Genomic DNA, 15192 nt, shown 5'->3' with positions numbered 1-15192 from the left:
ACCGGCCATGGCCTTCACGCTTCGCCAGTTGCAGTATTTCATCGCCGTCGCCGAGCAGGGTTCCGTCACGCGCGCGGCGCAGAACCTGTCGATTTCGCAGTCGTCGGTCACCGAGGCGATCAAGGAACTCGAGGGTGATCTCGGCGTCGAACTGTTCGAGCGCCATCCGCGCGGCCTGTCGATCACCCATAACGGCCATCAGTTCCTGCGCCATGCCACGAAGATCCTGTCGACCGTCTCGGATGCCCGCAACGCCTTTTCCGAGACCCAGGAAAACACCGGCGGCACGCTCAATATCGGCGTCACCTCGCTCGTCGCCGGCTATGTACTGTCGGACCTGCTGGCCCGCTATCGCCGTGCCTGCCCTGGCGTCGAGGTTTCGGCGATCGAGGACAACGGCTCCTATCTCGAGCACCTTTTGATCGGCGGCGAACTGGACGTGGCCGTCATGGTCATCTCCAACCTGCGTGACCGCATGGCGCTGCAGGCCGAGATCCTGGAAACCTCTCCCTATCGCCTGTGGCTGCCCATGGGCCATCCGCTCGTCTCCGCCGACATCATCTCGGTCGCCGACATCGCCCGCGAACCGTTGATCATGCTCACCGTCGACGAAATCGAGGAGAATACCGGCAAGCTCCTTTCGGCCCTCGGCGCCCGTCCGCACGTTGCCTTCCGCACCCGCTCGGTCGAAGCGGTGCGCAGCCTGGTGGCGACCGGCGCCGGCGTGGCGCTGCTTCCCGATCTCGTCTATCGCCCCTGGTCGCTGGAAGGCGACCGCATCGAAAGCCGCGACGTCTCCGGCGCCCTGCCCGTTGTCCAGGTGGGCATGGTCTGGCGCAAAGGATCGAGCCTGCCGCAATCGGCCCGCGACTTCGTCGGCATCGCCGAGGCGTTGCGCAGCGGGCGGGGACGTTAAATCTCATACTCTTGGTGGACTCCCCCCCTCTGGCCTGCAGGCCATCTCCCCCACAAGGGGGAGAACACGCGTTGGACCGTTTCTGCCCTGAACCTGCCACAGCTTTCGCGGAAAAGCCCCTCACCCTTGTGGGGAGGGGTTGGGGAGGGGTCTTCACCCCTCGCCTTTCGGAAAAACCGATAGCGCCGTTCTGACAAATGAATTTGCGAATGCGGCGATTCCGCGTCACCTTCATCCTCGGGAACAAACGCCGCGACAAGGCGGCCCCCAACCGGGAGAAATTGCCATGAAGAAATTATTGCAGTCGTGCACCGCAATCATTGCCGTCGCCAGCTTCGCCACCAATGCCGTCGCCCAGGAGCCGCTGAAGGAACTCGGCAAGGGTGAGGGCGCGCTCTCCATCGTCGCCTGGGCCGGCTATATCGAGCGCGGCGAGACCGACAAGAATTACGACTGGGTCACCAAGTTCGAAGCCGATACCGGCTGCAAGGTGACCGTCAAGACCGCCGCGACCTCGGACGAAATGGTCGCCCTGATGAACGAAGGCGGCTTCGACCTCGTCACCGCCTCGGGCGACGCGTCGCTGCGCCTCGTCGCGGGAAAACGCGTCCAGCCGATCAACACCGATCTCATCCCGTCGTGGAAGACCATTGACGAGCGCCTGCAGAACGCCCCGTGGCACACGGTGAACGGCGTCCACTACGGCACGCCCTATGTCTGGGGCCCGAACGTGCTGATGTACAACACCGAAGCCTTCAAGGAAGCGCCGACCAGCTGGAAGGTCGTGTTCGAGGAAATGACGCTCGCCGACGGCAAGTCCAACAAGGGCCGCGTCCAGGCCTATGACGGCCCGATCTATGTCGCCGATGCAGCGCTCTACCTGATGAAGCACAAGCCGGAACTCGGCATCAAGGACCCCTACGAACTGAACGATGACCAGTACAAGGCAGCCCTCGACCTGCTGCGCGTCCAGCGCACGCTGGTCGGCCGCTACTGGCACGACGCCATGATCCAGATCGACGACTTCAAGAACGAAGGCGTCGTCGCGTCCGGTTCCTGGCCGTTCCAGGTCAACCTGATGAAGGCCGAAGGCGCCAAGATCGCCTCCACCTTCCCGGAAGAAGGCGTGACCGGCTGGGCCGACACGACCATGCTGCACGCCGACAGCGAGCACCCGAACTGCGCCTATATGTGGATGGAACATTCGCTCTCCCCCAAGGTCCAGGGCGACGTCTCCGCCTGGTTCGGCACGGTTCCGTCGGTTCCCGCCGCCTGCAAGGGCAATGAACTCTTGACCGACGAAGGCTGCACGGCCAACGGCTACGACAATTTCGAGAAGATCAGCTTCTGGAAGACGCCGACCTCGAAGTGCGAAAGCCAGGGCGAGTGCGTGCCGTACCACCGCTGGGTGTCGGACTATATCGGCGTGATCGGCGGACGCTAAAGTCCCCTTCTCCCCGGCGGGGAGAAGGTGCCCGAAGGGCGGATGAGGGGGCCGAGCGTGCCGCCCCCCTCATCGCCTCGCATACGCTCGGCACTTCACCCCGCTGGGGAGAAGAGGGAGCCCCGGAGCCGCCACCGGTATCCCATATGTGATAACCTTGCCTGGGTGGGGGAGAAAGCAAAATCAACGATCTAGCCGAGCGTAGCGAGTGCTAAACGTTAGATTTCTGCAAGTGAGGGGGTCCCCTCCGTACCCACCCCCTCACTTGCGATTTCTAGCACTTAGCCAAGGCTAAGATGCTGAAATCGCTTTCTCTCCCACAAAGGGAGAGAAGTCCAAAACATCGACCGGAGTCCCCATGACCGCAGCTGTTTCCTTCTCGCAGGTGTCGCGCCATTTCGGCGCCGTCAAAGCCGTCGATGCCGTCGACCTGACGATCGCGCCGGGCGAGTTCTTCGCCATGCTCGGCCCGTCCGGTTCCGGCAAGACGACCTGCCTGCGCCTGATCGCCGGCTTCGAACAGCCGACCTCCGGTCATATCGAAATCTTCGGTGAGACCGCCGAGGGCGTGCCGCCCTATCGGCGCCACGTCAACACCGTGTTCCAGGACTATGCCCTCTTCCCCCATCTCGACATCCTGAACAACGTCGCCTATGGGCTGATGGTCAAGGGCGTCGACAAATCCGAACGGCTGCAGCTCGCCGAGCAGGCGCTCGACCTCGTCAAGCTGCCCGGCTATGGCGCGCGCAAACCCAGCCAGCTCTCCGGCGGCCAGCGCCAGCGCGTGGCGCTGGCCCGCGCGCTCGTCAACAAGCCGAAGGTGCTGCTCCTCGACGAACCGCTCGGCGCGCTCGACCTCAAGCTGCGCGAGCAGATGCAGGAGGAGCTGAAGACCCTGCAGCGCTCGCTCGGCATCACCTTCATCTTCGTCACCCACGACCAGGGCGAGGCCCTGTCCATGGCCGACCGCGTCGCCGTGTTCAACGACGGCAAGATCGTTCAGGCCGGCACGCCGGAGGAAATCTACAACCGCCCGAAGACCCGCTTCGTCGCCGATTTCGTCGGCTCGTCCAATGTGATCTCGCCCGCCGACGTGAAGGCGCTCGGCGGCGAAGCCAAATGGGCCAGCCTGCGGCCCGAGGCGATCCGGCTTGGCGCCGATGGCGGCGTTTCGGCGACTGTGCGCTCCCGAAGCTTTCTCGGCGCGGCGACAAGGCTTACGGTTTCGGCCGGCGATCTCGCCCTGTCGGTGATGGTGCCGGCCGGCCAGCCGGTGCCGGAGATCGGCGCCATGGCCCGGCTGTCCTGGCAGCCGTCCGACCTGCACTACATGGACGACGCGGCATGAGCGAGGTCGCCACCACATCCATCCTGCCGGGACGCGGCGGCGTCATGGGGCGCCTGTCGGACCTGTTCTGGCGCCGCCCGAACCTTCTGCTCCTGCTGATGCTGGTGCCGCCGGTGCTGTGGCTCGGCATCATCTATATCGGCTCGCTGATCGCGCTTTTGCTGCAGAGCTTCTTCTCGATCGACGAATTCTCCGGGATGATCAATTACGAGCTGACGCTCTCAACCTATGGCCAGCTGCTCAACCCGGCCAATTTCGACATCATCGTCCGTACCGTGCTGATGGCCGCCGTCGTCACGCTCGCCTCCGCCGTGCTCGCCTTCCCGATCGCCTACTACGCCGCGCGCTACGCCACCGGCAAATGGAAGGCCTTCTTCTATCTCGGCGTCATGCTGCCGCTCTGGTCGAGCTATCTGGTGAAGGTCTATGCCTGGAAGCTGATCCTCGCCAAGGAAGGTATCCTCACATGGGCCTTCGACAAGCTGCACCTCACCTGGCTGCTCGACGCCATCCTGGCGATCCCGGTGATCGGCGGCAATTCGCTGTCGATCAGCTATATCGGCACCTTCCTCGTCTTCGTCTATGTCTGGCTGCCCTTCATGATCCTGCCGGTCCAGGCAGCGCTTGAGCGCGTACCCGGCAATCTGATCGAGGCATCGGGCGATCTTGGCGCCCGGCCGAACCAGACCTTCCGCCATGTGCTTCTGCCGCTGGCGCTGCCCGGCATCATCGCCGGCTCGATCTTCACCTTCTCGCTGACGCTTGGCGACTACATCATCCCGCAGATCGTCGGCTCCTCGCGCCTGTTCATCGGCCAGGCCGTCTATGCCCAGCAGGGCACGGCCGGCAACGTGCCACTTGCCGCCGCCTTCTCGGTCGTGCCGATCGTCATCATGGGCGTCTATCTGTGGGCCGCCAAACGCATGGGGGCTTTCGATGCGCTCTGATCGTTCCTCGGCCGGATGGCCGCTCAAACTCGCGGCCGCCGGCGGGCTCCTGTTCCTGCACCTGCCGATCCTCCTGATCTTCGTCTATGCCTTCACCACGGAGGAAAAGAGCTTCCAGTGGCCGCCGCCGGGTTTCACCACCAAGTGGTTCGCCGTCACCTGGAACCGGCCGGATGTCTGGGAAGCGCTGACGCTGTCGGTCAAGGTGGCCTCGATCGCCACCGCCGTCGCGCTGCTGCTCGGCACGCTGGCCGCCGCCGCCGTGTCGCGCACCAAGTTCTTCGGTCGCGAGGTGATCTCGCTGCTGGTCATCCTGCCGATCGCGCTGCCCGGCATCATCACCGGCATCGCGCTGCGCTCGGCCTTTTCGCTGGCCGAGATCCCGTTCTCGATGTGGACGATCATTCTCGGCCACGCCACGTTCTGCGTCGTCGTGGTCTACAACAACGCCGTCGCCCGCTTCCGCCGCACCTCGGGGTCGCTAATCGAGGCCTCGATGGATCTCGGCGCCGACGGCTTCCAGACCTTCCGCTACGTGGTGCTGCCGAATATCGCCACGGCCCTTCTCGCCGGCGGCATGCTCGCCTTCGCGCTGTCCTTCGACGAGGTCATCGTCACGACCTTCACCGCCGGCCAGCAGTCGACCCTGCCGATCTGGATGCTCGAAGAACTGATCCGCCCGCGCCAGCGACCCGTCACCAATGTGGTCGCCATGCTGGTGGTGATCGTCACGCTCCTGCCGATCCTCGCCGCCTATTACCTGACCCGCGACACCGACCAGATCTCGGGCAGCGGCAAATAACATCAAAGACAACTCGATACGTTGAGGGAGAACGACATGGACACGCAAATGCTGATCGGCTCTAAGTTCGAGGCCGGCACCGAGACCGAGGAAAGGGTTCTGAACCCGAAGACCGGGGAAACCATTCTCGACCTGCCCGAGGCCTCGCTCGCTCAGGTCGACGCCGCCGTCGATGCCGCCGAAAAGGCCTTCGACAGCTGGTCGGCCACCACGCCGTCGGAACGTTCGGCCTATCTCCTGAAGATCGCCGACGCCATCGAGAAGGATGCCGACGGCTTCGCAGCGCTCGAATCCTTGAACTGCGGCAAGCCGATCAACGCGGTGCGCAATGACGAGATCCCGGCCATTGTCGATTGCTGGCGTTTCTTCGCCGGCGCGATCCGCTCGCTGCATGCGCCGGTCGCCGGCGAATACCTGCCCGGCCACACCTCGATGATCCGCCGCGATCCGGTCGGCATCGTCGGCTCGATCGCGCCGTGGAACTATCCGCTGATGATGATGGCCTGGAAGCTTGCCCCGGCGATCGCCGGCGGCAACACGGTGGTCTTCAAGCCGTCCGAACAGACCCCGCTGACCGCGCTCAAGATGGCGAAACTCCTCGCCGACATTCTCCCCGAAGGCGTCGTCAATGTCGTTCTCGGCCGCGGCGAGAGTGTCGGCAATGCCATCATCAACCATGCCAAGGTCAACATGGTGTCGATCACCGGCGACATCGCCACCGGCAAGAAGGTGCTGGCGGCGGCGGCCAAGACGGTCAAGCGCACCCATCTGGAACTCGGTGGCAAGGCCCCGGTCATCGTCTATGACGATGCCGATATCGAGGCCGTTGTCGCCGGCATCCGCACCTTCGGCTTCTACAATGCCGGCCAGGACTGCACCGCCGCCTGCCGCATCTATGCCTCCGACAAGATCTACGACAATTTCGTCGCCGACCTCGCCTCGGCTGTCTCGACGCTGAAGTTCAACCAGGCCGACGACACCGAAAACGAGATCGGCCCGCTGATCTCCAGGCGCCAGCGCGACCGCGTCGAAAGCTTCGTCACCCGCGCCTCCGAGCATGCCCACATGGAAATCGTCACCGGCGGCAAGGTATCGGGCGAAAAGGGCTTCTTCTACGCCCCGACCGTCGTCGCCGGCGCGCTGCAGGACGACGAGATCGTGCGCCGCGAAGTGTTCGGCCCGGTCGTCTCGGTTACCCGCTTCTCCGAGACAGACGATGCGATCGCCTGGGCGAATGACAGCGACTACGGCCTTGCCTCCTCGGTCTGGACCAAGGACATTTCCCGCGCCATGAAGACCGCCGCGCGGCTACGCTACGGCTGCACCTGGATCAACACCCACTTCATGCTGTGCAACGAAATGCCCCATGGCGGCCTGAAACAGTCCGGCTACGGCAAGGACATGTCGGTCTATGCGCTGGAGGACTACACCGCCGTCCGCCACGTGATGATCGCGCACTGAGTACCGTTCGCGGATGACAATCAAACCGGCGCGGCTTCGGCCACGCCGGATTTTAAGGCCAACCTCCCCCGGCCCTTCACGCGCCGGCCCCTTGCCTGGCATTGGGGTGCCGCCCTGGGACACCCTCTTCTCCCGCGCGAGGAGAAGTGCCGAGCGCCGTTCCTGACCTTGAGGATTGACGCGAGAACGGGAGGACTAAACCCGACAGCCGCCAAGACGTGGCTGGTGCGCGGATGAAACATTCCCGGTCCGACATCCGAACTTCTTTCACCGAAGCCGGCCGGTGCGCACACTGTATAAAAGAACCTTGCACCCGCGCAGGTTGTTCTTGCGCGGCAGAGTAACATTCCTTGCCAATATTCGCGCCTGGACGTATAAATGCACCACTCCGAAATTTTCGATATCGAATTCGCCTTCAGTCACGACGGATAATGGTTTCCGCCGTCAGCGCGCCGAGGAGTATCCCATGCCGACCACATTCGTCATAACCGAGGCAGGCAGCTACACCATCGAGGACGATGGCACGCCCGGCAACGCGACATCCGTGATCACCCGAGACAGCGACGGCACGGTGCTCGCAATCGTCGCTCACCCGGCGGACTCACTGATCATCCAGGCCTCTGTCCCGGGCGTGAACATCACGCTCGACATTACCGACTCGCTCGGCACCGGCAGCTTGCAGATCGGCGATCTGGCGGATCCGGGACTGTCGCCGGACTCGATAGTGGTCGACAACATCTCAACATTCAACGGCGTCACGCTCGTCGCCAACGGCAGCATTACCGAGGCCGGTTCCGATTCGTCGGTCGACATTCAAGCAGCCTCGGTCGTTTTGAGCGCCGGGACGGGAGTTGGGGCTCCGGGCAATGCCATTGAAACCCAAACCGGCGCGATCGAGGCGGAGACGAACACGGGCGGCATTGCCATCGGTAACGTCGGAGCAGTCCAGATCGGCGGATTGACCGATGCCGTCGCCGGTCTCAATGTCGTCACCTCCGGCGACATCGACTTCACCAATCTCGGCACGATCACGCTGACCGACGTGACCGGCTCTGAATCCATCCGCGGCGGGTCGACTTCGGGCGACGTGAACCTCACGGCCATCGGCTTCGATTCCGACATCACGTCCGCCGTGGACCGGGACGCCATCGCCGCGACGGGCGGAGACATCACGCTGACCGTGGGCCGCGACATTGCGTTCGGGACAGCGGGCGCCGATTTCGACAACGACGTACGCGCCAATGGAAGCATCACGTTCGACGCCGGTCGTGATGTCGTGATCAGCGGCTTTGCCGACATGGTCGCGGACAGCCAGTCTGGCACGACCGGCGGAAATCTCATAGTCGATGTTGGCCGAAACATCAGCATCCTTGACGATACCGGCACCGACGCCGGCCTTAGTACCTTCGGAACCGGTTCGGTTATTCTCACCACCGGAGCCAATGGGCTACTCAATCTGGAGGCCCCTTTCTCCGCTACGGTTTCCTCGGGGGGCGACGTGGTCGTCAACGCGGATCGCGTGACGATCGCCGCCACATCCGGCATCACTGCAGGCGGCGATGTCATTTTGCGCCCCGTGACCGACGGACGCGCGATCATCCTCGGCAGCCTGACGGACGTAGCGGCCGCCCTCGAGCTTTCCGACACCGAACTGAACCGCATCTTCACCTCCGGCATATTGACGATCGGTAACGACAATGCCGGATCGGTTCTGGTCAGTGCCCTTGTCTCGACTGGGGGCGCCCCCAACGTGACCCTGCGCACAGGAGAATCCGTCAACTTCGTTGCAGGTTTCACCACCTCCGGCCTGCTGACCGTCCGGGCGGGCGACGACGTGTTCCAGCTTGGCGGAACCACGATCACGGCCGGCGATGTGAATATCTTGGTCGACCTGGCCGGAGACGACGGAAATCAGGGCGGTGTCGTCAATGTGCTTGGCACCATCACGTCGACGACGAGGACCTTCACCGGCAATGGCGATGCGGACACCCTCCGGGGCAGCGCCGGCGACGACCTGATCAATGGGCTTGGCGGTAGCGACATCATGCAGGGCCGCAACGGCAACGACACCTATGTCGTCGATTCGATCGGCGACCAGGTCACCGAGGGTGTCGGCGAGGGAACCGATACGCTGCAGACTGCGGTCAGTTTGACCCTGGTAGCGAATGTCGAGAACCTCACACTGCTCGGTGCGGCCAACATCAACGGCGTCGGAAATGCCTTGGCCAATGTCATCAATGGCAATTCGGGAAACAACATTCTCAACGGGGCGGCAGGGGCTGACACCCTCAACGGCGGCCTCGGCAACGACACCTATGTGCTGGGTGACGAAAACGATACAGTGACCGACACCGGTGGCACCGATACGGTCACGTCGACGATCACGCGCTCTATCGCAACCCTGGCGGCGATCGAAAACCTGACTTTGCTCGGCGCCGGCAATATCAACGGCACCGGCAATGGCCTCGCCAATATCATCACCGGCAATTCCGGCGTCAATGTGCTGAATGGCAATGCGGGCCTCGACACGTTGATCGGCGGCCTCGGCAATGACGCCTATATGCTGGGGGCAGAAAACGATACCGTCATCGACACCGGTGGCAACGACCTGATCACCTCGACGATCTCCCGCTCGCTCGCGGCCCACGCATCGATCGAACGCCTGACACTGCTTGGCGCCGCGAACATCAACGGCACCGGGAATGCCCTGATCAACATCATCACAGGCAACTCGGGTATCAACGTGCTCGACGGCGGCGCCGGCCTCGACACACTGGATGGCGGCTTGGGAAATGACGTATACGTGTTGGGGGCGGAGAATGACACAGTCATCGACAGTGGCGGCAATGACCTGATCACCTCGACGATTAGCCGCACGTTGGCGGACTTTGCGGCGATCGAGCGCCTGACGCTAATCGGTGCGGGCAACATCAACGGCAGCGGCAACGGGCTCAATAACCTGATGACCGGAAACGGCGCCAACAACATCATCAACGGCGGCGCCGGCAGTGACACCATCAATGGGGGTGCCGGTGCCGACAGGCTCTTCGGCAACATCGGCAACGACACCCTTACCGGCGGAACCGGTGCGGATTTCTTCGTTTTCCACTCGACGCCAAACGCCGTGACCAATGTGGATACGATTACCGATTTCTCCGTCGCCGACGACACGATCTCCCTGGAAAACAGCGTGTTCACCACGATCGGCGCAGTGGGCACCCTTGCCGCAGCAGCCTTTGTCCGCAATACGACAGGCTTGGCGCAGGATGCCAGCGATCGGATAATTTACGAGAGCGACACCGGGAACCTCTTCTTCGACAGCAATGGCAGCGCCGCCGGCGGGAGCGTCCTGATCGCCGTACTCGATCCGGCGCTGCTGCTGACCAACCTCGACTTCACGGTGATCTAGACCGGCAGAGAACCGCAGCGCTCCATCACAGGCGATAGAGTGTCGGACGGCGGTCGCTGAGATAGGGGTTCTGCTTGCGGCAGTCGTCATAGGCGGATAGCTCGATTTCCGCGACGAGCAACGTTTCGCGCGTGCCGGCGCGGGCCAGTTCGTCGCCGTCCGGGCCGACGATGACGGAGCGGCCGCTGTAGGAGAGCGCGCCCTCCTCGCCGCACAGGTCGGCATAGACGATGAACATGCCGTTCTCGAAGGCACGGGTAGGCACCACCATGTCCGCCACGCGCCGGCTGATCGGTCCGGCCGGCAAGGCCGTCGGCACCAGGACAAGTTCGGCGCCGGCCAGCGCCAGCGTGCGGACATATTCGGGAAACTCGACGTCGTAGCAGATCAGCATGCCGGTGCGGATGCCGGCGAAATCGAAGACATGTGGCAGATCGCCGCCCGGCGCAAAGGCGGCCCGTTCGGCCTCGCCGTAGAGATGGCCCTTGCGATAGAATTCGCTGGCCCCGTCGGGGCGCACGAGGACGGCGCTGTTATAGACCGCCTCCCCGTCCCGCTCGGCAAAACCGGCGCAGATGGCAATCTCGAATTCGGCGGCGATCTCGCTGAGCGCTCCCACAATGTCTCCGTCGCGGCCCTCGGCGATCTCGGCGAACTGGTCCGGGCTCAAGGCATAGCCGGTGGTGGAAAGCTCCGGGGTGACCAGAAGGTCCGCCCCCATGTCCGAGGCCGCCGCCGCGGCTTGAGCGATCTTGGAAAGATTGGCCGCGGCATCGCCCGAAATCGGCTGCATCTGGTAGAGTGAGATCAACATGGCATGTCCTGCGCGAAACGATCGATGTCGACAGGATAGGCCGACAGTCCTGCTTTGCAAAGGACAAGCCGGCGAAACCCCCTATTTCGGTCGATCACACCACGACGGCGTTGATAAGCAGGATGAACCCCTTGAGCAACGCGTAGAGCACGCCCGCGACGACGCTCACCGCCACCGTAAATATCGCCGTGCCGAGCAGGATGAAGACACCGTCACGCTCGAGAATACCGCAGGAAAACAGGCAGATGGCGATTGCCGGCAGGATATTGCCGAGCGGCACCGGCAGGGTGAGGATGATCGCCAGGATAAGACAGAGCAGGCCGATGACATATTCGGCCGGCGGATAGATCAAGAAACTGAGCCTGGGCCGCAGCATGCGCTCGCCGCGCGCCAGCCAGGGCGAAATCCGGCTGACGATCGAGGCGAAATCGCTTCGCGTCATGGAACGGTCGGCGATGATCCTCGGCAGCCATGGCGACTGGCCGAGCATCAGTTGCGCCGACAAGAACACCAGGGGTGCACCGGTCAGCGCCGAGGTTCCCGGCGGTGTCGGGATGACGTTCGGCAGCGCAAAGATCAGGATCAGCGCACCGAAGGCGCGGTCGCCCATGGCCTGGAAAATGTCCGCGACGGAGACGCGATCGCGAGTTTCGTCGCCGGCAATGCTCGTCAGGATGTCGGAAAGCCTGCCACCATGCCGGCGGGCGCCGGTCGCCCCGGCATCGTCCGCATGCGCCCCATCCGTATCTGCCATGCCACTCCCCGCCAATGCTCGGCCACGATCACACACTGGCCTAGCCGAAGACAATGACGGATGTTTGTTTAAGGGCGGATGAAGTTCAACGAGCGAAGGCGATCGGAAAGCGGAAGCGGCCGCCGACGAAAGCGCCGCCCCGTCCCGCCTTCAGAGCCTGCCTCACACCTGGACCAGATGTCCGGCCGAGACTTCGCGATACTGCCGCACCGGCGGCACATAGCCGACCGGGCGGATCGGGCTTTTGATCTCCTCGGTCGAAACATTGCGCTTGAGGCTACGCCGGGCCGGATCGGGAATCGGCACGGCGGCCATCAGCTTCTTCGTATAGGCGTGCTGCGGATTGTCGAACACCGCCTGGCGCGGGCCGATCTCGACGATCTCGCCGAGATACATCACCGCAACCCGGTGGCTCACCCGCTCGACCACGGCCATGTCGTGAGAAATGAAAAGGTAGGCGAGATTGAAGCTCTGCTGCAGGTCGAGCAGCAGATTGCAGACCTGCGCCTTGATCGACACGTCGAGCGCCGAAACCGCCTCGTCGGCGACGATCACCTTCGGGTCGAGCATCAGTGAGCGGGCAATCGCGATGCGCTGGCGCTGGCCGCCGGAGAATTCGTGCGGATAGCGCCGCATCATGTCGGCCTTCAGCCCCACCCGCTCGAGCAGGTCGGCAGCCTTGTCGCGCGCCTGCGCCTTCGGTCCCAGCCCATGCTCGACAAACGGTTCCATCACGGCGCTGCCGACGCTCATGCGCGGATCGAGACTGGCGAACGGGTCCTGGAACACCATCTGGATGCTGCGCCGCATCTTGCGCAGCGAAGTCCGGTCAAGGTTGATGACATCATAGCCGTCGAGCGAGATCGCGCCGGCGGTCGGCTCGACCAGCCGGGTGATCGAGCGTCCCGTCGTCGACTTGCCGCAACCGGATTCCCCGACCAGCGCCAGCGTCTCGCCTTCCCGCAGATCGAAGGAAACATTCTCCACCGCGTGGACCGCGCCGCTCTTGCGGCCGAGCAGGCCGGAATGGATGTCGAAGCGCGTGGTCAGGTTCTTCACCTCCAGCACCGGCCGTCTGGCGCCGTCGACGCCGCCGGCTTCCGTCTCCGGAATCCGGGTTTCGCCGGTGACGATGTCGATGACCGGAAAGCGCATCGGCCGTTCGCGCCCACCCATCGAGCCGAGCTTCGGCACGGCCGAGAGCAGCGCCCTCGTATAGGGATGTTTGCCGCGATTGAAGATATCGTCGGTGGAGCCGGTTTCGACCGCCTCGCCGCGGAACATCACGATCGTCCGGTCGGAGACTTCCGCCACCACGCCCATGTCGTGGGTGATGAACAGAACCGCCATCCCCTCCTCGTCCTGCAGCACCTTGATCAGGTCGAGGATCTGGCCCTGGATGGTGACGTCGAGCGCCGTCGTCGGTTCGTCGGCGATCAGGAGCTTTGGTCGGCTGGCGAGCGCCATGGCGATCATCACGCGCTGGCGCATGCCGCCGGAAAACTGATGCGGATAGTCGTTGAAACGGCTCTTGGCATTCGGGATACGGACCTTGTCCAGCAGACGCAGGACCTCGGCCTTCGCCTCGGCTGTGGAGACGTCGCGATGGCAGGTGATCGCTTCGGCGATCTGCTTGCCGATCGGGAAGATCGGATTGAGCGAGGTCATCGGCTCCTGGAAGATCATGGCGATCTCGTTGCCGCGCACCTTGCGCATCTCTTCTGAACCGAGCGCCAGCAGTTCGCGCCCGTTCAACTTGACGCTGCCCTCGATGCGGCTCGAATTTTGCGGCAGCAGCCGCATGATCGACAGCGAGGTGACGCTCTTGCCAGAGCCGGATTCGCCGACGATCGCCACGGTTTCGCGTGGCGCGACATCGAAGCTCACGCCCTTGACCACCGACCGCCATTCGTCGCCGACCTTGAACGAGGTCGTCAGGTCCTTGACCGAGAGGACCGGGGCCTCGCCCTGAAGATTGCCATTCGAAATTTCCACCATCCGACACGTCCCTTGAAGCCTGCGATTTCCGACAACTGCTTGGGGGGGGGCGCGGCCTTACGCCGCGAGCGCCGTCTCCGCGAGCGTTACCCAATAGCTGATGCCGTAGGGGATCGCCTCGTCGTTGAAGTCGTAGGCGGAATGGTGAAGATTGGCGCTGTCGCCGTTGCCGATGAAGACGAAGCTGCCGGGACGAGCCTCCAGCATGTAGGAGAAGTCCTCCGCCCCCATCATCGGCGCTATCTCGCCTTCGACGGCCCGCTCTCCGGAAATCCGCCGCATCACGCCGAGCGCGAACTCCGTCTCGTGGGGATGGTTGAAGGTCACCGGATAGCCGCGTCGATAATGCACATCGACCCGCGCTGCGAAACTGGCCGCAATGCCGTTCGCCACTTCGCTCAGGCGACGCTCGGCATAGTCGCGGGTCTCAGGCAGGAGCGTGCGCACCGTGCCGGTCAGCTTCACCGTATTGGGGATCACGTTCGACGCCTCGCCGCCATGCACCGTCGCCACCGTCACGACCACGGATTGCAGCGGATCGACCTCGCGGGAGGCGATCGCCTGGAGTGCAATGACGATGTGGGAGGAAACCAGCACCGGGTCGATGGTCTTGTGCGGCTGGGCCGCATGCCCGCCGCGCCCGTGCACGATGATCTCGAACTCGTCGGCCGCCGCCATCACCGAGCCCTTGCGGGTGGCGAAGTGGCCGACCGGAATGCCGGGATGATTGTGCATGCCGTAGACCTGGGAAATCCCGAAGGTCTCCATCATGCCGTCCTCGACCATTTCGCGGCCACCGCCGCCGCCCTCTTCGGCCGGCTGGAAGATCACCGCGACCGAGCCGCGGAAATTGCGGGTCTCGGCGAGATACTTCGCGGCCCCCAGCAGCATGGCGGTATGCCCGTCATGACCACAGGCATGCATCTTGCCCGGCGTCTTCGACGCCCATTCCTTGCCGCTCGTCTCGTAGATCGGCAGCGCATCCATGTCGGCGCGAAACCCGACGACCGGCCCGTCGCCACGATTGCCCTTGATGATGGCGACGACGCCGGTCCGGCCGATGCCGGTCTCGACGACGTCACACCCGAAGGAGGTCAGCTTGTCCGCAACGAATTCGGCCGTCTCGTAGACGTCGAACAGGAGTTCGGGGTTCTCGTGAAGATGGCGGCGCCAGGCAGCCACCTCGCCCTGCAATTCGCTGGCACGGTTCAACACAGGCATGTGTTCGATCCTCGGTTTTTCTTGTCGTTCCCACTCTTGTTGCGCCATACTGCGCTGCCTCAAAGCGCTTTTGCAAGC

Annotated in this window: 11 protein-coding genes; 7 read left to right on the top strand and 4 right to left on the bottom strand. The window is 63.6% G+C overall.

The genetic code is table 11. From position 1 onward, the window contains the following. Positions 1-7: 7 nt before the first annotated feature. From DYZ14_RS04955 to DYZ14_RS04925, 7 genes are all read left to right on the top strand, one after another. Positions 8-916, top strand: a complete 909-nt coding sequence (locus tag DYZ14_RS04955; protein WP_154719662.1) for a LysR family transcriptional regulator — start codon at positions 8-10, stop codon at positions 914-916. Between the two features lie 286 nt (positions 917-1202). Beyond that, positions 1203-2360 (top strand): ABC transporter substrate-binding protein, encoded by a 1158-nt coding sequence (locus DYZ14_RS04950; protein WP_154719661.1) that lies wholly within the window; start codon positions 1203-1205, stop codon positions 2358-2360. 358 nt (positions 2361-2718) lie between these two features. Further along, entirely contained in the window at positions 2719-3708 is a 990-nt protein-coding gene (locus DYZ14_RS04945) for an ABC transporter ATP-binding protein (RefSeq protein ID WP_154719660.1), read from the top strand. After that, complete coding sequence (locus DYZ14_RS04940) at positions 3705-4655, top strand: ABC transporter permease (RefSeq protein WP_154719659.1); 951 nt, start codon at positions 3705-3707, stop codon at positions 4653-4655. The genes DYZ14_RS04945 and DYZ14_RS04940 overlap by 4 nt, the downstream gene beginning before the upstream one ends. After that, complete coding sequence (locus tag DYZ14_RS04935) at positions 4645-5457, top strand: ABC transporter permease (protein ID WP_154719658.1); 813 nt, start codon at positions 4645-4647, stop codon at positions 5455-5457. Before DYZ14_RS04940 ends, DYZ14_RS04935 begins: the two co-directional genes overlap by 11 nt. A gap of 36 nt (positions 5458-5493) precedes the next feature. Further along, the gene (locus DYZ14_RS04930; RefSeq protein ID WP_154719657.1) at positions 5494-6918 is read left to right on the top strand and encodes a gamma-aminobutyraldehyde dehydrogenase; all 1425 of its coding nucleotides are present in this window, start codon (positions 5494-5496) and stop codon (positions 6916-6918) included. Positions 6919-7384: 466 nt separating this feature from the next. Further along, a complete protein-coding gene (locus DYZ14_RS04925; RefSeq protein ID WP_154719656.1) occupies positions 7385-10327 on the top strand; it encodes a calcium-binding protein in 2943 nt (980 codons plus the stop codon). Between the two features lie 25 nt (positions 10328-10352). Here DYZ14_RS04925 and DYZ14_RS04920 read toward each other — a convergent pair whose 3' ends face one another. From DYZ14_RS04920 to DYZ14_RS04905, 4 genes are all read right to left on the bottom strand, one after another. Continuing rightward, complete coding sequence (locus tag DYZ14_RS04920) at positions 10353-11141, bottom strand: carbon-nitrogen hydrolase family protein (protein ID WP_154719655.1); 789 nt, start codon at positions 11139-11141, stop codon at positions 10353-10355. 94 nt (positions 11142-11235) lie between these two features. After that, a complete protein-coding gene (locus tag DYZ14_RS04915; protein WP_154719654.1) occupies positions 11236-11895 on the bottom strand; it encodes an exopolysaccharide biosynthesis protein in 660 nt (219 codons plus the stop codon). 162 nt (positions 11896-12057) lie between these two features. Beyond that, a complete protein-coding gene (locus DYZ14_RS04910; RefSeq protein ID WP_154719653.1) occupies positions 12058-13893 on the bottom strand; it encodes an ABC transporter ATP-binding protein in 1836 nt (611 codons plus the stop codon). Positions 13894-13950: 57 nt separating this feature from the next. Continuing rightward, entirely contained in the window at positions 13951-15114 is a 1164-nt protein-coding gene (locus DYZ14_RS04905; protein ID WP_154719652.1) for a M20 aminoacylase family protein, read from the bottom strand. Positions 15115-15192: the final 78 nt, after the last annotated feature.

Origin of the sequence: Ciceribacter sp. T2.26MG-112.2 (assembly GCF_900492205.1) — a bacterium.
Lineage (GTDB): Bacteria > Pseudomonadota > Alphaproteobacteria > Rhizobiales > Rhizobiaceae > Allorhizobium > Allorhizobium naphthalenivorans_A.
This window is presented reverse-complemented; position numbering and strand designations above follow the sequence as displayed.

Bases quoted from the DNA above. Each gene is read 5' to 3' on its own strand.
- DYZ14_RS04955 (WP_154719662.1), top strand. From the start codon at position 8: ATGGCCTTCACGCTTCGCCAGTTGCAGTATTTCATCGCCGTCGCCGAG.
- DYZ14_RS04950 (WP_154719661.1), top strand. From the start codon at position 1,203: ATGAAGAAATTATTGCAGTCGTGCACCGCAATCATTGCCGTCGCCAGC.
- DYZ14_RS04945 (WP_154719660.1), top strand. From the start codon at position 2,719: ATGACCGCAGCTGTTTCCTTCTCGCAGGTGTCGCGCCATTTCGGCGCC.
- DYZ14_RS04940 (WP_154719659.1), top strand. From the start codon at position 3,705: ATGAGCGAGGTCGCCACCACATCCATCCTGCCGGGACGCGGCGGCGTC.
- DYZ14_RS04935 (WP_154719658.1), top strand. From the start codon at position 4,645: ATGCGCTCTGATCGTTCCTCGGCCGGATGGCCGCTCAAACTCGCGGCC.
- DYZ14_RS04930 (WP_154719657.1), top strand. From the start codon at position 5,494: ATGGACACGCAAATGCTGATCGGCTCTAAGTTCGAGGCCGGCACCGAG.
- DYZ14_RS04925 (WP_154719656.1), top strand. From the start codon at position 7,385: ATGCCGACCACATTCGTCATAACCGAGGCAGGCAGCTACACCATCGAG.
- DYZ14_RS04920 (WP_154719655.1), bottom strand. From the start codon at position 11,141: ATGTTGATCTCACTCTACCAGATGCAGCCGATTTCGGGCGATGCCGCG.
- DYZ14_RS04915 (WP_154719654.1), bottom strand. From the start codon at position 11,895: ATGGCAGATACGGATGGGGCGCATGCGGACGATGCCGGGGCGACCGGC.
- DYZ14_RS04910 (WP_154719653.1), bottom strand. From the start codon at position 13,893: ATGGTGGAAATTTCGAATGGCAATCTTCAGGGCGAGGCCCCGGTCCTC.
- DYZ14_RS04905 (WP_154719652.1), bottom strand. From the start codon at position 15,114: ATGCCTGTGTTGAACCGTGCCAGCGAATTGCAGGGCGAGGTGGCTGCC.